This window comes from Euzebya pacifica, assembly GCF_003344865.1.
In the GTDB taxonomy this organism is placed as follows: domain Bacteria; phylum Actinomycetota; class Nitriliruptoria; order Euzebyales; family Euzebyaceae; genus Euzebya; species Euzebya pacifica.
The window spans coordinates 2,224,669-2,245,752 of record NZ_CP031165.1; the positions used below are offsets into that span (position 1 = coordinate 2,224,669).

The 21,084-nt window shown below is 71.9% G+C and carries 15 protein-coding genes; 12 read left to right on the forward strand and 3 right to left on the reverse strand.

Annotated features, from left to right (window positions below; all coding sequences use genetic code 11):
- Positions 1-23: 23 nt before the first annotated feature.
- On the forward strand, positions 24-1,004 hold the full coding sequence (locus DVS28_RS09285) for a site-specific tyrosine recombinase XerD (RefSeq protein WP_114591193.1): 981 nt from the start codon (positions 24-26) through the stop codon (positions 1,002-1,004).
- A complete protein-coding gene (locus tag DVS28_RS09290) occupies positions 1,001-2,311 on the forward strand; it encodes a thymidine phosphorylase (RefSeq protein WP_114591194.1) in 1,311 nt (436 codons plus the stop codon). The genes DVS28_RS09285 and DVS28_RS09290 overlap by 4 nt, the downstream gene beginning before the upstream one ends.
- A 25-nt stretch (positions 2,312-2,336) precedes the next feature.
- Here the strand turns inward: DVS28_RS09290 and DVS28_RS09295 are convergent, their stop codons facing one another.
- Positions 2,337-5,891 (reverse strand): cell wall-binding repeat-containing protein, encoded by a 3,555-nt coding sequence (locus tag DVS28_RS09295; protein WP_164710248.1) that lies wholly within the window; start codon positions 5,889-5,891, stop codon positions 2,337-2,339.
- Positions 5,892-5,958: 67 nt separating this feature from the next.
- Between DVS28_RS09295 and DVS28_RS09300 the strand changes: the two genes are divergently transcribed.
- Genes DVS28_RS09300 through der form a run of 8 tightly spaced genes read left to right on the forward strand, consistent with a single transcriptional unit; the run spans position 5,959 to position 13,470 of the window.
- The gene (locus DVS28_RS09300; protein ID WP_114594091.1) at positions 5,959-6,924 is read left to right on the forward strand and encodes a segregation and condensation protein A; all 966 of its coding nucleotides are present in this window, start codon (positions 5,959-5,961) and stop codon (positions 6,922-6,924) included.
- On the forward strand, positions 6,914-7,864 hold the full coding sequence (scpB, locus tag DVS28_RS09305) for an SMC-Scp complex subunit ScpB (protein WP_216826504.1): 951 nt from the start codon (positions 6,914-6,916) through the stop codon (positions 7,862-7,864). Before DVS28_RS09300 ends, scpB begins: the two co-directional genes overlap by 11 nt.
- Complete coding sequence (locus tag DVS28_RS09310; RefSeq protein ID WP_164710250.1) at positions 7,854-8,600, forward strand: pseudouridine synthase; 747 nt, start codon at positions 7,854-7,856, stop codon at positions 8,598-8,600. Before scpB ends, DVS28_RS09310 begins: the two co-directional genes overlap by 11 nt.
- Positions 8,600-8,983 carry a chorismate mutase gene (aroH, locus tag DVS28_RS09315; protein WP_216826505.1) on the forward strand — a complete coding sequence of 128 codons (384 nt, stop codon included), beginning with the start codon at positions 8,600-8,602 and terminating at the stop codon, positions 8,981-8,983. The genes DVS28_RS09310 and aroH overlap by 1 nt, the downstream gene beginning before the upstream one ends.
- Positions 8,934-10,118: a prephenate dehydrogenase/arogenate dehydrogenase family protein gene (locus DVS28_RS09320; RefSeq protein ID WP_425461041.1), complete on the forward strand. Its 1,185-nt coding sequence runs from the start codon at positions 8,934-8,936 to the stop codon at positions 10,116-10,118. Before aroH ends, DVS28_RS09320 begins: the two co-directional genes overlap by 50 nt.
- Complete coding sequence (aroA, locus tag DVS28_RS09325) at positions 10,115-11,422, forward strand: 3-phosphoshikimate 1-carboxyvinyltransferase (protein WP_114591199.1); 1,308 nt, start codon at positions 10,115-10,117, stop codon at positions 11,420-11,422. Before DVS28_RS09320 ends, aroA begins: the two co-directional genes overlap by 4 nt.
- Positions 11,419-12,057, forward strand: a complete 639-nt coding sequence (gene cmk / locus DVS28_RS09330; protein ID WP_114591200.1) for a (d)CMP kinase — start codon at positions 11,419-11,421, stop codon at positions 12,055-12,057. The genes aroA and cmk overlap by 4 nt, the downstream gene beginning before the upstream one ends.
- Before the next feature lie 21 nt (positions 12,058-12,078).
- Positions 12,079-13,470, forward strand: a complete 1,392-nt coding sequence (gene der, locus DVS28_RS09335; RefSeq protein ID WP_114591201.1) for a ribosome biogenesis GTPase Der — start codon at positions 12,079-12,081, stop codon at positions 13,468-13,470.
- 91 nt (positions 13,471-13,561) lie between these two features.
- On the opposite strand, the gene DVS28_RS09340 is transcribed toward der, so the two are convergent.
- Positions 13,562-14,332, reverse strand: coding sequence for a hypothetical protein (locus DVS28_RS09340; RefSeq protein ID WP_114591202.1), 771 nt, complete (start codon positions 14,330-14,332; stop codon positions 13,562-13,564).
- Positions 14,333-14,650: 318 nt separating this feature from the next.
- A complete protein-coding gene (locus tag DVS28_RS09345) occupies positions 14,651-17,788 on the reverse strand; it encodes a DUF6351 family protein (RefSeq protein ID WP_114591203.1) in 3,138 nt (1,045 codons plus the stop codon).
- Between the two features lie 180 nt (positions 17,789-17,968).
- On the opposite strand from DVS28_RS09345, the gene DVS28_RS09350 reads away from it, so the two are divergent.
- Together DVS28_RS09350 and DVS28_RS09355 are read left to right on the forward strand one after the other, a co-directional pair.
- Positions 17,969-19,867: a DUF389 domain-containing protein gene (locus DVS28_RS09350; protein WP_114591204.1), complete on the forward strand. Its 1,899-nt coding sequence runs from the start codon at positions 17,969-17,971 to the stop codon at positions 19,865-19,867.
- A gap of 61 nt (positions 19,868-19,928) precedes the next feature.
- On the forward strand, positions 19,929-21,071 hold the full coding sequence (locus tag DVS28_RS09355) for a VIT1/CCC1 transporter family protein (RefSeq protein WP_114591205.1): 1,143 nt from the start codon (positions 19,929-19,931) through the stop codon (positions 21,069-21,071).
- The last annotated feature ends 13 nt before the right edge of the window (positions 21,072-21,084 follow it).

Below are 21,084 nucleotides of genomic sequence, written 5' to 3' on the forward strand. Positions count from 1 at the left end.
CTGATCCTCGAGGTTCGAGCCCGTTGGCGCTTCCCCCACACGCCCAGAGCTACCTGGACTACCTGGCCGCCGAGAAGGGCCTGTCCGATCACAGCCTGCAGGCCTACCGCCGGGACCTGACGCTCTACGGGACCTACCTGGACCTCGAGGACATCGGCAGCCCGACGGCCGCCGACACCCGCGCGGTCACCGGGTTCGCGGTGTGGCTGCGCTCGCAGCAGACGTCACGTGGCACGCCGTACGCGAAGTCCTCCATCGCCCGGACCCTCGTCGCGGTCAGGGGACTGCACCGCCACCTGGTGCGCGAGGGTCTGACCGACGTGGACACGGCGACGGAGCTGACGACTCCGCCGCCGCAGCGCAAGCTGCCCGACACCCTCTCCCAGTCGCAGGTCGAGTCGTTGCTGGCCGCCGCAGAAGGCGAGGAGCCCGCACAGCGCCGGGACCTTGCGATGCTCGAGCTGCTCTACTCCGCCGGCCTGCGCATCTCCGAGCTGATCGACCTCGACGTCGACGACGTCGACCTGATCGAGATGAGCGTGCGCTGCATCGGCAAGGGGTCGCGGGAACGGATCGTGCCGATCGGCCGCATGGCCGCTGCCGCCGTCGATGCGTGGGTGCTGCACGGCCGGGCGGCGATGACCCCGAAGGGGCCGTGGTTGTTCTGCAACAGCCGTGGGGGCCGGCTCAGCCGTCAGGGCGGGCACAAGATCGTCAAGCGACATGCCGTGTCGGCAGGACTGCCCGACAGCGTCTCGCCGCACACCCTGCGCCACAGCTTCGCCACCCACCTGGTCGAGGGCGGTGCGGACATCCGCGTGGTGCAGGAGCTGCTCGGCCATGCCAGCGTCAACACCACGCAGGTCTACACCCACACCTCGCAGGCCCGGCTGCGCGCGCTCTACGATCGGGCACACCCGCGGGCCACCATCGCCGACGCCGATGCGATGGGTGCCGAGGCCCAGCGCGTCACCACCGCCCCCCGAGAGGACCGTCCCGCATGAACCCCGTCGAGCTGATCACCCGCAAGCGCGATGGCGGCGAGCTGGCGCTGGAGGAGCTGCGGGCGTTCGTCAGCGGCTACCTGGCCGAGGACGGCTCGGTCATGGAGGGCCAGATGGGTGCCTTCCTGATGGCCGGCGTGCTCAAGGGGTTCACGCTGGCCGAGGCCCGGGCGCTGACGACGGTGCTGCTGGAGTCCGGTGACCGCCTCGACCTCTCCGACCTGCGCGGCCCGACGATCGACAAGCACTCCACCGGGGGAGTGGGGGATGGCACGACGCTGGTCGTGGCGCCCCTGCTGGCCGCTGCGGGCGCGCAGGTGGTCAAGCTGTCGGGGCGGGGACTGGGCCACACCGGCGGGACCCTGGACAAGCTCGAGGCCATCCCGGGGTTCAGCGTGCAGCTGTCCGGCGAGGCGATCATGGCGCAGGCCGAGGCGATCGGCTGCGTCGTGGCGGCCCAGACCGGGGACCTCGTCCCGGCCGACAAGGCGCTGTACGCCCTGCGTGACGTGACCGCGACCGTGGAGTCCACCGCCCTCATCGCCTCCAGCGTGATGAGCAAGAAGCTGGCCAGCGGGGCGGGCACGATCGTGCTGGACGTCAAGGCCGGCGACGGGGCGTTCATGGGCACCGTGGAGGATGCTTCGGCGCTGGCCGAGCTGTGCGTGGCGATCGGCAACGACGCCGGCCGGCGCACCCGGGCGCTGGTGACGGACATGAACACCCCGCTCGGGTCGGGCATCGGCAACGGCCTGGAGGTCATCGAGGTCGTCGAGACGCTGCGAACCGCCCCCGAGGGACGCTTCGCCGAGGTGTGCCTGGCGCTGGCCACGACCGGACTGGCTGCCGCCACGGGGATCGATCCAGCCGACGCCCGCGATCGGCTGGTCGGCGTGTGGGAGTCCGGCGCGGCCCTCGAGACGCTGCAACGCATGATCGAGGCACAGGGCGGCGACCCAGCGGTGTGCGACCGGCCCCGGGAGGTGATGCCGGTCGCGCCGGTGGTCCTCGACGTCCCGTCGCCGACGTCGGGATTGGTCGCTCGGCTGCCCGCGAAGGCCGTCGGGCTGCTGTCGATGTCGCTGGGAGCGGGTCGTCAGCACGCCAACGACGACGTCGACCCCGCCGTCGGAGTGGAGCTGCTGGTCCAGGAGGGCGATGCGGTCGAGGCAGGACAGCCCCTGGCCACCATCCACGCCCGCACCGACGACGCGGCCGCGGCGGCCGCAGCACGCCTGACCGAGCTGGTCCAGCTGGGCGAGGACGCTGCCGTACCCCCGACCATCCTGCGCACCATCGAGGCGTAGCCGCGCCCGTCGGCGGCGAGGTCGCTCAGCCGAAGACCGCGCGAAGGGTGGTCTCGATGTCCTCCCCGAGGGCCGCGGGGCCGCCGTAGAGGTACAACCGCTCCAGCGACCGTGTGTGCGCGCCCAGCCACTGCTCGGTCGCGAAGGGCAGCCGGTCGCGTTCGGCCAGCAGGATGGGCCCCTGACGACCAGCGATGTGGGCCACGCCGGCCAGGGCGTCGGCGAACGCCGCACCGGTCGCGACACCGGCCGACGTCGGGTCGTCGAAGACCGACTCGGCGACCAGCGCGGCCGTCTCGAAGCGGTTGTCGCCCACGAGCTGGTCGGTCCCGGGCGTGGCCTGCGCGGCCAGCCCGCCCACGGCGGTGACGGGAACCCCGTCGACGTCCTCCAGGTAGCCACGGGTCGCGGCGGGCAGCGCCGACCCAGCCGTGAGGACCACGACGCCGTCGGTGTGGGCCGCGGCCGCACCGGCGGCCAGCGCGTCGGGGAAGTCCCCGCCGGTGGCGACGAACACCCGCTCGGGGTCGCCGACCTCGCGGGCGATGGCGACGGCCGTCTCGAACCGGTCGTTGCCGCCGTGCCGTCGGACCTCCACGCCGAGCTGGCCCACGGCTGACTCCACGGCCGGGGACACGGCGTTGGCGCCGCCCAGCAGGTGCACGACCCCATCGTCGCCCAGCACGCGCTCGACCTCCTCGGCCACGGCGTCGGGCAGGGTGTCGGTCGGGGTCAGCAGCAGCGGACCCTGCACGGCTGCGGCCAGCGGACCACCGGCCAACGCGTCGGGGAACGCGTCGGCTCGGGCCAGCACGACCGCCCGTGCGGTGCCGTCGGGGTAGGCGTCCCGTGACGCGGCGACGGCCGTGGCGATCCGCTCGGGTCCCTGGAGCCGCACCACCGTCGGGTCCGGGCTGACGGCGGCCACCGACACGACGTCCACCGCGGGAACGACCGCGTCACCGCCACGGGCGGTCCCGCCGACGTCCAGGTCGCCGACCCGCGTCGGCACCACAGCCAGCTCGACGTCGGCGGTTGCCCCCACCTCCAGCCCGGCAAACGACCCGGGCAGGTCGATCGGGCAGGTCACGACCTCGTCGTCCGCCGTGCAGTCCGCCGACCCGCCGACGTGCACCAGCCCGGGTGGGAGTGACAGGTCCAGGGTCACCTCGTCGATGGTCGTCGCACCGTCGTTGCCGACGGTGCCGGTCAGCACGATCGTCTGGCCGACGGCGGGCGTTGCCTCGCTCGTCGACAGGTCGAGGGTCAACCCCTCGACCGGGAGCTCACCGCCACCGTCGCCTCCGCCACCCCCTCCGCCGGGGGCGAGGATGCGGACCACCGTGGAATCGGTGTCGTTGGCCGCGACCCGGTCGGTGGACGCCGAGGCGATCCGTGCCGACACCGTCACCGCACCGTCGGCGGTCGCCGTCGTGGGCACCTCGATGGTGGTGTCCGTGCCATCGCCCAGGGTGGCGCGCTGGCAGGTCACGACCCGGCCGTCTGCGCTGCATGCCTGCGGCAGGGTGCCGGGGGCCAGGGCAGCGGGGAGGGTCAGGGTCGTGGTGATCGCTGCCGCCGTGTCGGGGCCGTCGTTGGCCAGCTGCACGGTCACCGGAACGGCGTCGCCGACCTCGACCTGGCCCGGCGCGTCGACGGACACGGCGACGTCGGCGACCAGCAACGATTCGTCGTCGATGTCGACAGGCGTGACGGTCAGCGTCGCCCCCAGGGCGTTGAGCAGGACCTGGTACCCGGTGTCCAGCACGCCGTAGCTGTCGATGCCGTACAGCGTCCTGTCGTGGGCCACGGGCGGTGGCAGCAGCTGGCCGATCACGGTCACCCGACCCGAGCCGACGTCGACCCGGCCGAGGGCCGTCTGGCCGGCGATCGTGCCGACCGACGTGCCGCCGAGCCCGGTCCAGGTCGACGTCGCCACCCGGTAGGCGGGCGTCAGGTCCTCGCCAGCGGTGTCGTAGCCGACCGTGGCCGGCTCGGTCATCAGGAACGCGATGTCGCGGATGCCGTCCAGCAGCGGATCGGTACGCGGCTGCGGGAAGTCGATCTGGTTGATGTCGGACAGGTCCACCGTCACGTCGCCTGCGGAGACCCCGTCGACCAGCCCCGGCAGCTCGACGAGGGCCGAGTCGGTCAGGACGAGGTTCCCGCCGCCGTCGGCCCAGGCACGCAGCGCCGCGACCGCACCGGCGTCCAGGACATCGGTGGCGACGATCACGTTGTCGAGCCCGACCAGGTCGCCCGCGTCCAGCCCGGTCGGCGACAACGGCACCAGCGGCTGGTCGAGGTAGGCGTCGAGGTCGTCGAAGAAGTCCATCTGGGTCCGCTCGATCCCGCGGACCGGATCGATCACGACCGCCGGGTCACGCACGAACCCGGTCGGACCGGGCAGCTGCACCGACGGCACCCAGTCGATGACGGCCTGGTCGATCAACCCGCCGAGGATGCCGCGGACGGTCTCGCGGTAGATCTGGAACACGTCCCGTCGGAACGTCAGGGAGTTGACCCCGGGGGAGCCCTGCAGGTTGATCAGCTCGATGGTCGACAGGCTGGAGGAGTCCCCGCCGTTGGCCTGCGCCAGCCAGTCACCCTGGAACCCCGAGCCCGACCCGCCAACGCCGACGGGCCCGAACTCCGAGGAGGCATGCAGGATCGTCGGTTCGATGTCGCCCGACACGAGCTCCTGGAGGGCGAACACCGAGCTGTCGGAGAGCTCCGCATCGACGCTGGCGTGCAGCGCGTCGCCGTGGTTGCGCTGCTGCATGGACCCCTGGAGGTCGAACTGGCCGGCCGACAGCATCACCACGGCCGCCGCGTCGGGCACCTCACCGTGGATGTCGACCGACGCCTGGATGTCCTGTCCGGCGGCCAGGCGAGCGGTGACCTCGTCGAAGAGGGCCTGTGACTCCGGTTCGGACAGCGGGTCGGGCCGGCTGGTCGGGATCGGTCCGAACCAGGCGGCGTTGCGGTTGAGGTCCACGCCACCGATGTCGCCGACCCCCAGCGCACCGTTGCCGTTGCCGCGGGCCCACAGGCCGACCGAGTCGCCGTCGGGCACCTGGTCGTGGTCACCCGCCGTCCAGCCGTCGGGGTTGAGGAACACCTGCACCAGACGCACCCGGTCCAGCAGTGCCCGCCGCGCGTCGTCCTCGCCGCGGAGCAGGTCCTCGACGTACCGGACGCCGCCCTCGCGGCCGCCCGGTTCGTTGCCGTGGATGGACTGCGAGACCAGCACGACCTTGCGGTCGTCCAGCGGCACCGTCGACGTCGGATCGGTCAGCTCGGCCATGACGATGGGGAAGCCGTCGAAGGACGTCCCGATGGTGCTGACCACGAGCCACCCCTCCGACTCCGCCGCCAGGGCCTCGAGGCCGGCCACGGTCTCGTCGTAGGTCAACCCCGTCAACGACTCGATCGGGTCGGGGAACACCCGACCGCCGCACAGGACGTCGCGTGTGGCCGGGTCGGTGCACACCGGCGTCGCCGATGACGGCGGTGGTCCCACCACCACCAGCGCGCAGAGGAGAACGAGGACGGGAAGCACCTTGACCCATGACTGCATCCGCGCATCGTAACCGCCCGCCCGTTGCGGCTGTGTGTCGGGTGCCGCCGATAGACTCCCTCCACCCATGGCAGACATCCCGGTCGACGGCCCTGCCGTCGACACCGACGAGACCCGCGCGGACGAGACCCGCGACCGGGCCCGTTCGGGGACCTACCATGTCGCGATCCAGGCCTTCGAGGGCCCCTTCGACCTGCTGCTGCACCTGATCGCACGGCGCAAGGTCGACATCTACGAGGTCTCCATCGCCGAGATCACCGACGACTACCTCGCGGTGCTCGGCACGATGGACGTGCTCGACCTCGAGGTCACGACCGAGTTCCTCGTCGTCGCGGCCACGCTCATCGAGCTGAAGGCCGCGAGGCTGCTGCCGAGCGAGGACGACCCGGAGCTCGACGAGCTCGCGCTGGAGGCCCGGGACCTGCTGTACGCCAGGCTGCTGGAGTACCGGACGTTCCGCGAGGCCGCCGCGCACCTCCGCACGCTGCTGCAGGCCCACGACGGCTACATCCCCCGCGACGTCTCGCTGGAGTCGCCGTTCGACAAGCTCAGGCCCGAGGCATCGCTGGGCCTGACCCCCGACGCGTTCGCCCGGCTGGCCGCACGTGTCCTGGCCCCCTCGGCCGAGACGTCCATCGACCTGTCCCACATCCAGCCGGTCCGCATGACCGTGCGCGAGGCCGCCGGCATGATCCTGGACGAGCTCACCCGCGCCGAACAGCCCCTCACCTTCGAGGAGCTCACCGCAGGCTGCCGACATGTCGCCGAGGTCGTCGTGCACTTCCTCGCCTGCCTCGAGCTGTACAAGCTGGACCACGTCGAGCTCGACCAGCCCGACAACTTCGGTCGGATGACGGTGGAATGGACGCCCGACCGCGGCAGGATCGATTCGGCCACATTCGAGCTGGACACCTACGACGGCATGGACGTCGACGTGGATGCTGACGACGAGGACGACCCGGCCGCCACCAGCGACCCTGACACCGACCCCACCCCCGCACCCGCCGACGAGGCCGCACGACATGAGCAGTGAACACCTGACCGAGACGTCGTCGGACGCGCAGTCCGCCGACGTCCACGACGGCGTCACCGACGAGCGTCCCCACGACGACAGCGCCCAGGAGCTGCGGCTGGAGCCGGAGCTGCGCAAGGCGCTGGAGGCGATCCTGCTCGTCGTCGACGAACCCGTTCCCGCCGAGACCCTCGCCCAGGTGCTCGAGGTCGGCATGGACGAGATCGAGGACGGCCTGCTGGCGCTCGCCGCGGAGTACGTCGAGCAGGGCCGCGGCTTCGTGCTGCGCCGGGCCGGTGGTGGCTGGCGGATGTACACCGACCCGGGCGCGGCGCCCTACGTCGAGCGCTTCGTGCTGCACGGGCGCACCGGCAAGCTCAGCCAAGCGGCGCTGGAGACCCTGGCGATCGTGGCCTACAAGCAGCCCGTGACCCGTGCGGACATCTCCGAGATCCGAGGGGTCGACGCCGACTCCGGCGTGCGCAACCTGATGGCCCGCGGCCTGGTGGAGGAGGTCGGCCGTGCCGACGCGCCCGGCCAACCGCTGCTGTACGGCACCACGGCGTCGTTCCTGGAGAAGCTCGGGCTGGACGACCTGTCCACCCTGCCCGCCCTCCCCGCGCTGGTCCCCACCGGTCCGCCGCCACCCGAACCCGCCCCGGGCGGCTACCGTGCCGCCCGCAAGGAGCTGGTCGCGCTCGAACGCGAGGGCGACGCCGACGACGGTGACGACGCGCCCGCACCCGGCGCCCGGCTGACCGCCCTGCTCGACGACGCCGACAAGCAGGCCAACGCCGCCATCAAGGCCGCCAAGAACCTGGTCGAGGACATGACCCGGGTCGACGACGACCCCGACGAGGACGCTGGCGAGGATGCGGCGGCCCCAACCGAACAGACCACCGAACAGACCGACGACGAGGCGGCCACGACCGTCGAGGAGCCCACCGACGATGCCCGCTGAACGACTGCAGAAGGTCCTTGCCCACGCCGGCCAGGGCAGCCGACGAGTGTGCGAGGGCCTGATCGCCGAAGGACGCATCAGCGTCAACGGCCGCACCGCGACCCTCGGCGACAAGGCCGACCCCAAGGTCGACGTGATCGCCATCGACGGCGAACGCATCCACGTCAACACCGACCTCGTGTACCTGCTGTTCAACAAGCCGGCCGGTGTCGTCACCACGGCCAACGACCCCGAGGGTCGACCGACCGTGATCGACTACGTCCCGGCCAACCCGCGGGTCTTCCCCGTCGGTCGGCTCGACCAGGACACCACCGGCCTGCTGCTGCTGACCAACGACGGCGAGCTGGCCAACCGGGTCACCCACCCCCGCTACGAGATCGAGAAGACCTACATGGTCCAGATCCGTGGCCCGGTGTCCCGCAAGCACCTGCACCAGCTGCTCAACGGCGTCGAGCTCGACGACGGGCCGGCGAAGGCCCGCAAGGCCAACCTCAAGATCGCCGACCAGACACGGTCGCTGCTGGAGATCGTCATCGCCGAGGGCCGCAACCGCGAGGTCCGCCGCATGATGAAGGCGGTGGGGCTGGAGCTCGAGCAGCTCGTCCGCGTTCGTATCGGCCCGATATACCTCGGAGACATCGGCCCCGGCAAGGTTCGTCCGCTCAACGGCAAGGAGGTCCGCGAGCTGTACGCCGCGGTCGGCCTCGACGCCGCCCCGAACGAGGAGACCAGCTGATGCCGCCCGCCGGCCTGCGAGTGGAGGCGCTTCGCGGCGCCATCACGCTCGACACCGACAGCCGCGAGGAAGTGCTCGTCCGCACCGCCCAGATGCTGGGCGAGCTGCTGCAGCGCAACGACCTGCAGCCCGACGACATCATCTCCATGCTCTTCACCGCGACCGCCGACATCACCTCGGAGTTCCCCGCAGCTGCCGTCCGCAAGGCCGGTATCAGCGACGTCCCGATGGTGTGTGCCCGCGAGCTGGGGATCGTCGGCGAATCCAACATCCCGCTCTGCATCCGGGTGATGGCGCATGTCTATACGGAGCGGCCTCGCGCCGCCCTTCGACATGCCTACCTGCGCGGCGCACGCCAGCTGCGCAGTGACCTGCCGGAATGACCGGCACCACACACGTCACCTGGAGACCCCCACCATGCGAGTAGCAATCATCGGCACCGGCCTGATCGGTGCATCCCTCGGTCTGGCGTTCCGCCGGGCCGAGAGCGTCCGGACCGTCGTCGGCCACGACGCCGACAACGCCAACCTGGCCACCGCCCTCACCAAGGGCGCGCTCGACTCGGCCACCACCAACCTGACCGATGCCGCGGAGAACGCCGACGTCGTCGTCCTGGCCGTCCCCCCCTCGGTCATCGAGCGGGTCGCCGAGGCGGTCGTGCCCCACATGGCCGACGGCGCGGTCCTGACCGACGTCGGCAGCGTCAAGGGCGAGGTCGTCGCGGCCATGGAACGCGCGGTCGCGGGCAGCAACGTCCACGTCGTCGGCGGCCACCCCATGGCCGGTTCCCACGAGCACGGCCCCGAGACCGCCATGGCCGACATGTTCGTCGGGGCCACCTGGCTGCTGACCCCGACGGCCTCCACCGACCAGGCCGCGCTGGACCGGATGACGGCGCTGGTCGCCGACGTCGGTGCCCAGCCCGTCGTGGTCGACCCCAAGGCGCACGACCTGCTGGTGGCCGTCATCAGCCACGTCCCGCAGCTGACGGCCACGACCCTGATGACCCTGGCCGCCGAACGGGCCCGCAAGGAGGACGCGCGCCTGCTGCTGCTCGCCGGCGGTGGGTTCCGTGACGCCACACGGGTGGCCGCCAGCAACCCGGAGATGTGGCTGCAGATCTGCCAGGAGAACTCCGAGGCCATCGTGCAGGTGCTCGACGAGTACGCCGCACGGATCGGGCAGCTCCGCATGATGCTGCACGACTTCGACAGCGAGCGGCTGTCGACGATGCTCACCGACGCCCGCGAGGCGCGCAACGCCATGCCCGGCAAGGGCGGGGTGTCCGGTCAGCTGGTCGAGCTGCGGGTGGTCATCCCCGATGCGCCCGGCGCCATCGCCGACATCACCTCCACCGTCAGCAGCCTCGGCATCAACATCGAGGACATCGGCATCGACCACGCCCCCGACGGCAAGCGGGGCCAGATGCGCCTCGCCGTCAACGGCTTCGAGGCCGCCGAGAAGGCGCACGAAGCGCTCGGTGCCAACGGGTACGAAGTGCTGGAACGCGCGTCGTGACCGCGATCCCGGACGCCTTCGAGATCATCCCGACGGGGCCGCTGTCGGGCAGCGTCGCCCCACCCGCCAGCAAGAGCGTCACCAACCGGCTGCTGCTGCTGGCCAGCCTCGCCGACGGCACCTCGGTGCTGCGCAACCCGCTGGTCAGCAACGACTCCGCGGCCATGCGTGACGTCGTCACCGGCCTCGGCGCCGCAGTCGCCGACGTCGGATCACCGGGGGAGGCCGGCTACGCCTGGCACGTCTCGGGCACCGGCGGCCGCGTCAGCGCCCCCGACGTCCCGCTGGACTGCCGGCTGTCGGGCACGACGATCCGCTTCGCGACGGCCGTGGCGGCCCTCGCCGACGGCGAGGTCACCCTGACCGGCGAGGAGCCGCTGCGGAACCGGCCCATCGGGCCGCTGGTCACCGCGCTGCGTGACCTCGGCGCCGCCGTTGCCACAGACCATGACGGCTATCCGCCCGTCACCGTCGGTGGGGGACTGGCCGGCGGCGAGGTCGCCATCGACGTCACCGGGTCCAGCCAGTACGCCTCGGCGGTCCTGCTGGCTGCCCCCTACGCCCGCGAGGCCGTCACCGTGCGTGCCCTCGGCGAGCACGCGGCCGCCTACGTCGAGCTGACCACCTCCGCGATGGACGTGTGGGGTGCGCTGGTGGACCCCGTCGGGGACAACGCCTGGCAGGTCCGCACGGGTGGGTACACCGCCTGTGACCAGACCGTGGAGTACGACGCCTCGGCCGCAGCCCACCTGTTCGGCCTGGCGACCGCGACCGGCGGCCGGGTGGCCGTGGTGCACGCCAGCCCCGACACGCTGCAGCCCGACGCGGTCTTCCCCGACATCCTGGCCCGCTTCGGTGCCGACGTGACCCGTGAGGGCGACGTGGTCGTGGTGGCCGGCCCGGACCGGCCCGTCGCCGCTGGCGACATCGACCTGTCCGACATGCCCGACCAGGTCACGACCTGCGCAGCCATCGCCGCGCTGGCTGACGGGGTGACCACCATCACCGGCGTGGAGGTCGCCCGTGGGCACGAGACCGACCGCCTGACCGCCCTCGCCACCGAGCTCCGCAAGATCGGTGCCGAGGTCGAGGAGCGGCCCGACGGACTGGTGATCGACGGGTCCAACGCCACCGGCCACGCCACGCTCGACACCTACGACGACCACCGCCTGGCGATGTCCTTCGCCTCCGTCGGGGCCCGGTTGCCCGGCGTGGTCATCGACGACCCCGGCTGCGTCGCCAAGACCTACCCGGGGTTCTGGCAGGCGCTGGTTCGCCTCGGTGGCGAGGTCCGTCCGGCGTGATCGTCGTGGCCATCGACGGGCCCGCCGGGTCCGGCAAGTCCACCGTCGCCGACGCGCTGGCGACCGCGCTCGGGGTCCCCCACGTCGACTCCGGTGCCTACTACCGGGCCGCCACCCTGGCGGTGCTGCGGGCCGAGGTCGACCCGACCGACGTCGATGCGGTCACCGCGGTGGTCGGGCGGGTGGCCATCGACCGGGTCGACGGGCGCACGCTCCTGGACGGCGAGGACGTCGAGGACGACATCCGCGGCGCCACCGTCACCGCCAACGTGTCGGCCGTGGCAGCCCACCCGGCGGTGCGGGACCTGCTGTTGGTTGCACAACGAAGCGGGATCGCCCGGGACGGTGGGGTCGTCGACGGTCGGGACGCGGCGACCCGCATCGTCCCCGACGCCGACCTGAAGGTCTGGCTGGACGCCGACGTGGAGGAACGCGGACGACGACGCGCCCTCCAGGCCGGCGAGCCCGAACGACTGGACCACCACATCGCCGACCTGCACCGCCGGGACGCCGCCGACGCCACGCAGATGGTGCGGGCCGATGACGCCGTGGTGGTCAATACCACCGGGCTGTCGCTGGATCACGTGGTTGCTACCGTGGCTGACCTCGCCCGAACTGCGGCCGGGGGCAGCTGAGGGCACCGGAAGGCAACGAAGATGAGTACATGGCAGGCGCGCGCGGTCGGGGGTGCCCGGGTTGCGATCGTCGGCCGTCCCAATGTGGGCAAGTCGACGTTGGTCAACCGGTTCGCCGGCCGGCGGGACGCGATCGTGCAGGAGATGCCCGGCGTCACCCGTGACCGATCGACCCACCAGGCCACTTGGCTGGGACGGTCCTTCACCGTCATCGACACCGGCGGATGGACGCCCGGCTGGGCACCCGACCGCACCACGATGGACGAGCTCGTCAGCGCCCAGGCCGAGCAGGCCACGACCGAAGCCGACCTCGTCCTGTTCGTGCTCGACGCCTCCGTCGGGGTGACCGCCGAGGACGAAGCCGTCGCCAAGTGGCTGCGGCGCTCCGGCATCCCGGTGCTGCTCGTGGCCAACAAGGGCGACACGCTCAAGCCCAACGACAGGATGGCCGTCGAGGCCGAGCTGTACGGCCTGGGACTGGGCGACCCCTACACCCTGTCGGCGCTGCACGGCGAGGGCTCCGGTGACCTGCTGGACGTCGTCGTCAAGCGGCTGCGCGCCGTCGGTGCGTTCGACCGGCCGCAGGACGACGACGACGGCATTCCCGGCATCGCCCTGATCGGCCGTCCCAACGTCGGCAAGTCCAGCTTGTTCAACCGCCTCGTGGGCGAGGAACGGGTGATCGTCGACAACGTGCCCGGCACCACCCGCGACCCCGTCGACACGCTGCTGGAGGTCGAGGCCGACGACGGCACCCACCGGGTCTACCGGATGATCGACACCGCCGGACTGCGCAAGAAGAAGTCCAAGGTCGACACGACGGAGTACTACTCGACGGTCCGGACCCGCAAGACGCTGGACCGGTCCTCCGTGGCGCTGCTGCTGCTGGACGCCGGCGAGACGATCGGCGAGCAGGAGCAGAAGCTCGCCCGCGAGATCATCGACTCGGGCCGTGCGGTCCTGCTGGTGCAGAACAAGTGGGACCTCGTCGACGACGAACGTCGTGCCCAGCTGGCCAAGGAACGCGACCGGCTGCTGGCCTTCCTCGACTTCGCCCCGATGCGTCGCATCTCCGCGACCTCGGGCCGTGGGGTCGGCAAGCTCTTCGGCGACATCGACCACGTCCTGGAGTGCTGGAACCGGCGTGTGCCGACCGGCCAGCTCAACGCCTGGCTCAAGGATGCGGTCGCCACCACGCCACCGCCCCTGGGGCAGAACCACCGCCCGGTTCGCATCCGCTACGTCACGCAGGTCGCCGTCGGGCCACCCCGGTTCAAGCTGTTCACCAACCAGCGGCTGGAGGCCAGCTACCTGCGCTACCTGGAGCGCAAGCTGCGCGAGTCCTTCGACTTCACCGGCACGCCGCTGCGCCTGGGTGTGACCATCCGGACGCAGTGGGAGGACCGCAAGTAGCGATCCCACCGGCCCTGCCCGAGAACAACGGAACGCCCCGACCATCCGGTCGGGGCGTTCGTGTTGGTCTGGTCATGCCGCGTCGGGCGGGCTACTGGCCCTCGGTGGTGCCGTCGCCGACGGGGCAGCCGGGGGTGCCGACCCAGGTGAGCGTCGGCGACGCGTCGGACTCGGCGTTGGCGGACACGATGCGCACGCCACCCTGCGACTCCACGTCGATCGTGGGCTCGACCGTCAGGACGAACGGGGTACCCGGCGGCTGCTCCAGCAGGAAGTAGGACTGGTACCCGCCCAGGACGTCCAGCTCGAGCCGTCCCTCGGCCTCGACCAGCGCCGTCGCCATGGGGGAGGGGGACGCCTTCAGGTCACCGTCGACCTGCTGGTTGTCGACCACGTTGGCGGCGTCGATCAGCGAGGAGGGGTAGATGCCCAGCTCGGTGGTCGACAGCACGTCCTCGACGCTCAGCCCGAGGGTCAACGACGACATGCAGCCGGGGTCGCCGGGGGGCAGGTCGAAGGCGACCACGATGCTGTCGGCCGGGTCATCGGACAGGATCAGCGAGGTGCCGTCGATGTCGGCGACCGTGTCGTTGACGTAGAAGTCCGCGATCGGCGCAGCCTGCCCGTCGGTGACGGGGCCGGTGGGCGGTGCCAGGGTCGGAACGGCGGTCGGGACAGTGGACACCGGCAGCTCGGTCTCGGTGGACTCGCTCTCCGGCGCCAGGATCGATCCCGACGCGTCGAACTCCACCAGGGTGTCGAGGGTGTCGAGGAACCGCGGGTAGGCGTAGTTCGCCACCGCGAGCAGGGCAACGATGGCGATGGGCCACCGGATGATGGTCCAGATCTTCGCAACGGTCATGGCGTCAGACTGTACCGACCCAGCCGCTCGGATCGGTGCAGCCGACGTGCCCGACCCGGCAGGGGTCTGCTGACGAGCGGTCGATCACCGCGGCGGATGGACCCGGACGGGCTGTCGACACCAGGGACAGTCCAGCGCGCCCACGACCGGATCGACCCGCAGGTCGACCCGTGCCCGCAGGACCCCACGACACCGTGGACAGGGCGCGAACAGGGGAACATCGCCGAGGGGCGGACGGGTGTGGGCCATGCCGTGCACGGTACGCCTGCCCGGTGACATCCGGACAGGCGCAGCCTGGGGGTCACGACGTCCACGGGGTCACGGCGTCAGCAAGCGGTCGACGACGTCGAGCACCACGTCGCTGACCGCGGCGCGGCCACCTGCGACGTTGACCCGGACGATCTCGTCGGCATGGTCGGTCAGGAAGGTGCCCGCCTCCGGTGAGCCGGCCATGTCGACCCCATCGACCAGCAGCAGCGGGCCGCGGTCCAGCGCCGCAGCTGCGCCGGCGACCAGCCCGTCGGCGAAGTCCCGGCCGGTGGCCAGCCACACGGTGTCCGCCTGGAGGCCACGTGCCAGCGCCGCGTCGGCGATCACCCGTGACGTGGCGTACCTGGTCGGCCCGGCCAGGCGGGTCACCGTCCCGCCGAGGTCCTTGACGGCGTCCACGACCTCCTCGCCGACGGCCGCGGTGCCACCGACCACCAGGACGTCGGCCCCGGGAGTCAGGACGTCGGCTGCGTCACCGAGGTCGTCGGGCTGGACCAGCAGGATCGGGAGCCCCTCCGCCGCGGCCAGCGCCGAGACGCTGAGGGCGTCGGCGAAGCTGTCCCTGGCGGTCAGGACCGCACCCTCGGCGGTACCCAGCTCGCGGGCGATGGCGATCGAGGTGCCCTCGCGGGTGGGACCGGCCAGGCGACGGACGTCCAGGCCGAGCTCGACGAGCTGGTCGGCCACGGCCGAAGACAGCGCAGCCTCGCCGCCCAGCAGGACGACGTTGGATGCCCCCAGCCGGGTGAGCTCGCCGATGGTCTGCTCGGGGACGCCATCGCGTCCGGACAGCAGCAGGGGGCCGCGTGTGGCCACCGCGAGCGGCGCACCGGCGAGGGAGTCGGCGAAGTCGTCGGCCCGTGCGATCACGACCGTCGAGGCGGTCGTCCACGACGCCTCCGACACGGCCACGGCCGTCTCGATGCGGTTGTCGCCGGCGTGGCGCTGGATGCGCGGTCCGGTCGGGCCGGGCTCGGCGGGCGGGTCGACGGGCTCCTCGCCCGGTCCGAAGGGGATCGACACGGGAGCCGGCCCCATCGGGACACCGCCCTCGCGGTCGGAGTAGTCCAGCCACGGGACGGTGTCGGTCTCGTCCAGGCCGGGGCGGGACCAGTCGCACACGCCGTCGGGGAACACCTCTGCGAGTATGGCCAGCTGCGCGTCGGTGAACTCGACGTCGCCGTGGTCGGCGTCCTCCACCGGCATCAGGCGGCACCGCATGACGTCGTCGGTCAGCGGGGCACCGGCCTCGATGCGCGGGGTGGAGTAGACGTCGATGGCGGTGTCACAGAACGCCGGGTCGACATCGATGCCGAGGCCGTTGCTGCAGCGGTCGGCCACGTCCTCGGGACGGCTGCGGACGATCTTCTCGTCAAGCCCGAGGTCGGAGGTGTCCGCGTCGACGGCAGCCAGCCAACGGTCCATCGCCAGCACCGAGGCGTCGGCGTAGGTCGGGTCGCCGAGCAGCGGGACGGGGCCGCGCCACAGCAGCATGTTGTCGGCGTGCCCGTGCTCGCGGATCAGGCGATCACGCAGGGCGTAGGTGCGGTAGGTGTCGTGGAAGGCCCCCGGGTCGGGACCGCGGTTGTCGATGATCGCGGTGGTGTCGAGGTTGGAGGCGGTGTTGTTCAGGCCGGACCGGTAGATGTTGGCCAGCCCCGCCCGGTCGGCGTCGTACCGCTCGTCCTGCACGTTGTAGTCGGGGTCCCAGCCGCCCACGTTGGCGTTGAGGTGCACGAACTCCTCAGGGGAGATGGTGCCGTCGAGCAGGCCCGAGAGGCCGTACTGGATGCCGACGTTGCCGAATGGACGGTTGGCCCAGCCGGTCGTCGGGTCGGTGCCCAGGGCGTTGGCGTTGTACTGCTGCAGGGTGCAGCGGACGCCGTCGGGGTTGGTCTCGGCGTCGTAGAGCTGGTCGTTGGGCAGGCCGGGGCAGCGTTGGCCGCCGAGGTTCCCCTGGACCTGCGCGAGCGCCTGGCGCCGGCTCGGGTCACCGGAGGAGGGGATGACCTCGGTGAACGTGACGGCGTTGATGGCGTTGGGGTGGCCGTAGACGGCCTCCTGCTTGTCGGGGGTCCACACGATCCCGGCCGCCGGCGCCTCCGCTGACTCGAAGTACTCGCGCAGCAGGTCGTAGTCGACGTACTGGTTGGCCGACGACCCCGCGTCGGGGAACGAGCAGGATGCCGTGATGCCCTGGTAGATCCCGCCGGGGTAGGCGTTCGCGGTCCAGTACTGGGCCAGCGCGCCACCGGAGCAGCCGGTGCCGATCGTCCACCGCAGCTCGCCGTACCGCTCGACGAAGTGCTCCTTCATCATCAGCATCGACTCGGCCTGGAGGACCACGTTGCAGCTGTGTCCGGAGTGGTTCAGCACGTGGGAGGCGACCGCGAAGCCCTGGGAGAGGAAGCTGTCGTCCATCACGTCGAGCGCCTCGACCTGGCTGTAGGCGGTGTCACAGGACTGGCCGTGCACGATGACCATGCGGCCGTTGAACCCGCGCTGGGGCGCCCACGGCTCGTAGTCGGGGGCCTCGGGATCGAACAGCACGGCGATGGCGTAGCTGTCGCGGTTCATCGCGCCCTCCTCGAGCCGGACGATATAGGGCACCTCCTCACCCTCGGTCGTGGTGGTCGTGGCGACGTCGCTCGGCGGGTTGTCGGGGTCGTAGTCCCGGAAGCCCGTCCCCGTGGTCGGCATGTACTGCAGCGAGTAGGTCGTCTCGCGGTTGCACTGTTCGTCGATCGCGCCGTCGAGGCAGGTCCACGGCTGGATCTGCGGACCGGAGAAGACGGGGCCGCCGCGCGGATGGTTGGTCAGGGTGATGCGGGCACCGTGGCCGGAGGGCAGCGACGCGGTCAGCACCGTCTCGCCGAGGGGCAGGCCCTCGACGCGGCCCATGAACCGGCCGTTGTCGCGCACGGCGAACGCGTCGGTGACGTCGACGTCGCCGGCCGTGACGGTCAGGTCCGCGGCGTCGTCGCCGGTCGGCACGGTCACCTCCACCAGGGCGTTGCCGTCGCTGAGCAGGTCGGCGCGGTTGCCGAGCACCTCGATCGCCACGACCTCCTCGTCCCCGGCGCGGGCCTGCGCCGGGAGGAGCAGGCCGGCGACCAGGGCCAGCAGGGCGACGAGCACGGCGGCGGGGACGGCCACGGCACGCGGGGACGGGGCGGTTCTGGGCATGGATGGCTCCTCGGCTCGACCGGCGAGTCCGCACTCGCACGGCCGGATGGTCTGGCGATCGGACGTCACGGGTGACTACGCCGCCGGGCCGCGGGCCCGTACGCCGATCGTCGAACCGGCCGGCAGGGTGAGATCGCGTCTCGTGCATGGGTTCGCCGATCTCATACGCTGCTGCGACGCATGAGCACCACCGCCCCCGACCCCGGCACCGAGCCGCCAGCCGGTCCCGACGCAGCTCCCGACGCAGGGGGCGAGGCCGCCGAGGCCCTCCCGGAAGCGGAGCCGCTCGAGCGGAACGAGGTTCCCGACCACGCGCGCACCGTCGTGGTGCCCGTGGCCAACCCCGACACGGCCCCCGAGCTGCTGGGCCTGGCCCGTGCGGTGGTGCGCCGTGACAGCGGGCGGGTGATCGCGCTCGTCGTCGTGCTCGGCGACGCCGACGCGGAGAACAACCTGGACCGCATCCAGGCGATCAAGGAGATCGTCGACACCGTCCGCGCCCGCGACGGGCAGATCGACATCGAGGTCGTCACCCGTCCGGCGGCCAGCGTGGCGCGCGGCATCCTCGACGCGACCCGCGACGAGAACGCCGACATGGTCCTGCTGGGCGTGCAGGCGCCCACCCCCGGGGAGGTCGCCGTCGGCGGCATCGCCGAGCAGGTCATCCGCGCCGCCGAGTGCGACGTGCTGGTCTATCGCCGAGGGCGCCACGGCAAGGGGCTGGAGGCCATCGAGGGCGTCGTGGCCGGCGTCGACGGCAGCGCCGACGCCCGGGTCGCCGCACGCCTGGGGATCATCCTCGGGCAAGGGCTGGGCAAGCCGGTCGAGCTGCTCCACGTGCGGTTGCCCTCCGACACCGAGCAGCAGGGCGACCTGATCCTCGCCATGGAGGCCGAACGGCTCGAGGGGTCCGACATCTGCACCCGGCGGGTCGTCGAGGCCCGCACCGTGCCGCAGGGGCTGCGCAGCCAGGTGTCGTCCAACCGCCTCACGGTCGTCGGGTTCCGGTCGATGCCGGACTTCGCCGGCAGCCGCCTCGGTGACACGACCCGCGGCGCGATGGACACCCTCAGGGGGCCGGTGCTGGCGATCTCCCGGCCGGACCGGACGACGGGTGCCGTGGACCGGATGCGGCGGGCAATCAGGCGCTTCCGGCCACGCCTCACCGAGGCCGAGGAGCAGTCGCTGGTCTGGACCGCCCGGCTGCAGGCAACCCTGAACACCGACTTCGTCGTGCTGTGCGTGATCTCCGCGATGCTGGCCACGTTCGGCCTGCTGCTGGACTCCTCCGCCGTGATCATCGGCGCGATGCTCGTCGCCCCGCTGATGAGCCCCATCGTGGCCATCGGCACCGCGCTGGTCGACGGTGAGGTCCGCACGCTTCGCCGGGCCACGATCACCGTGTCGGTCGGGGCTGCGCTGGTCGCCGGGACCGCGTTCCTCATCGGCCTGCTCGTCGGCCCCGACGCACCCACCGCCGAGATGCTCGGTCGTGGGTCACCCTCGTTGATCGACGCGGGCGTGGCCGCCGCGTCCGGCGTCGTCGGTGGCTACGCCGGCGCCCGCAAGGGCATTCCCGCCGCGCTGGCCGGGGTGGCCATCGCGGCCGCGCTGGTGCCGCCGATCTGCGTCTTCGGGCTCGGCCTGACGCTCAGCGGACGGCTCGCCGCCGGGGCGGGCCTGCTGTTCGTCACCAACATCGCCTGCATCGCGGCGGCCAGCGCCGGCGTGCTGCTGTGGCTGGGCGTGCACGTCAACCGGACAGGGGCGGGACGCAAGCGCTACGTCCGGTTCACCGCCCCGGTGCTCGTCGGGGTGCTGGCGGCCCTGTTCCTGTTCGGCCTGTCCGGACGCGGCCCCGACCTCAGCCGCGTCCAGGCCATCGTGGAGGAGGAGGTCGGCGTCGAGGTGGTCGGCGTGGACACCACCGGCCCCGCCGACAGCGTCACCGTGACCGTGCGCACCGAGGGCACGGTGTCCCCGGATGCGGTCCGGGCCGCCGGCCAACGGGTGGCCGAGGAGCTCCGCGGGCTGGTCCTTCGCGTGGCCGTCCAGCAGGTCATGAGCACGGGCGGCTGACCGCTACCGTTGCCCGGTGCGACGCAGCAGCGCCAGCACACCTCGCCAGAGGAGGAACACCGTGGCCACCACCGATGACGTCGCACGTTTCCGCGAGAACTTCGTGGAGGAGGTCAACGCCGCCTGGCTGTACCGGGTCGCCGCCGACATCGAGGAGGACGAGGCCGTCGCCGGGGTCTACCTGCGGCTGGCCGAGACCGAGGAACGCCACGCCGAGCTGTGGGCCGACCGGCTGCGGGACGCAGGTGAGGCGGTGCCGTCCACCGACCCGTCCTCGCGGTCGCGGATGCTCGGGTGGCTCGCCAAGCGGTGGGGCGTCGGGGTGCTGAGCAACGTCATGGCCTCCACCGAACGCGCGGGCCGGACGATGTACGACAACCAGCCGGAGGCCGTGGGGACGTCGCTGCCTGCCGACGAACGCAGCCATGCGGTCATCCTCGACGCCCTGCGCCGGGAGTCGGCGGCGGCGCCCGGCAACGGTGGCGTGCGAGGCGGGGTGCTGGCACGCCTCGAAGGCCGGCACCGTGCCGTCGGCGGCAACGCCCTTCGGGCCGCGGTGCTCGGTGCAAACGACGGGCTGGTGTCCAACACCTCCCTGGTCATGGGTATCGCCGGGGCGGCCTTCGCGGCCGATGCGGTGCTGCTGACCGGGCTCGCCGGCCTGCTGGCCGGGGCGATCTCCATGGCGCTTGGCGAGTGGCTGTCGGTGCAGAGTTCGCGTGAGCTCAACCAGGCACAGATCGCCACGGAGCGGGCGGAGATCCTGGAGATGCCCGAGGCCGAGGCGGAGGAGTTGGCGCTGATCTACCAGGCCAAGGGCATGTCACAGGAGGAGGCCGAACGGGCGGCCGCCGACATCATGTCCGACCCCGACGCCTTCCTCGACACGATGGTCCGCGAGGAGCTGGGCATCGATCCCGACGAGCTGGGAGGCTCGGCGTGGCAGGCGGCTGGAACGTCCTTCGCGTTGTTCTCCCTCGGCGCCATCGTGCCGGTCATCCCGTTCTTCTGGTTGTCCGGCGGCGCGGCCGTGATCCTCAGCCTGGCCCTGGCGGGGATCGCCCTGTTCGCGCTGGGTGCGACGACGGCCCTGATCACGGGGACGGGGGTCCTCCGCACCGGGACCCGGTCGCTGCTGCTGGGGTTGATCGCGGCCGGGGTGACCTACGGCATCGGGGCGGTGCTGGGCGTCACCGTCGGCTGACGGTGACCGATGA

Bases quoted from the DNA above. Each gene is read 5' to 3' on its own strand.
- DVS28_RS09320 (WP_425461041.1), top strand. From the start codon at position 8,934: ATGCCTACCTGCGCGGCGCACGCCAGCTGCGCAGTGACCTGCCGGAAT.
- DVS28_RS09340 (WP_114591202.1), bottom strand. From the start codon at position 14,332: ATGACCGTTGCGAAGATCTGGACCATCATCCGGTGGCCCATCGCCATC.
- DVS28_RS09290 (WP_114591194.1), top strand. From the start codon at position 1,001: ATGAACCCCGTCGAGCTGATCACCCGCAAGCGCGATGGCGGCGAGCTG.
- DVS28_RS09310 (WP_164710250.1), top strand. From the start codon at position 7,854: ATGCCCGCTGAACGACTGCAGAAGGTCCTTGCCCACGCCGGCCAGGGC.
- aroH (WP_216826505.1), top strand. From the start codon at position 8,600: ATGCCGCCCGCCGGCCTGCGAGTGGAGGCGCTTCGCGGCGCCATCACG.
- DVS28_RS09300 (WP_114594091.1), top strand. From the start codon at position 5,959: ATGGCAGACATCCCGGTCGACGGCCCTGCCGTCGACACCGACGAGACC.
- DVS28_RS09345 (WP_114591203.1), bottom strand. From the start codon at position 17,788: ATGCCCAGAACCGCCCCGTCCCCGCGTGCCGTGGCCGTCCCCGCCGCC.
- DVS28_RS09350 (WP_114591204.1), top strand. From the start codon at position 17,969: ATGAGCACCACCGCCCCCGACCCCGGCACCGAGCCGCCAGCCGGTCCC.
- der (WP_114591201.1), top strand. From the start codon at position 12,079: ATGAGTACATGGCAGGCGCGCGCGGTCGGGGGTGCCCGGGTTGCGATC.
- scpB (WP_216826504.1), top strand. From the start codon at position 6,914: ATGAGCAGTGAACACCTGACCGAGACGTCGTCGGACGCGCAGTCCGCC.
- DVS28_RS09295 (WP_164710248.1), bottom strand. From the start codon at position 5,891: ATGCAGTCATGGGTCAAGGTGCTTCCCGTCCTCGTTCTCCTCTGCGCG.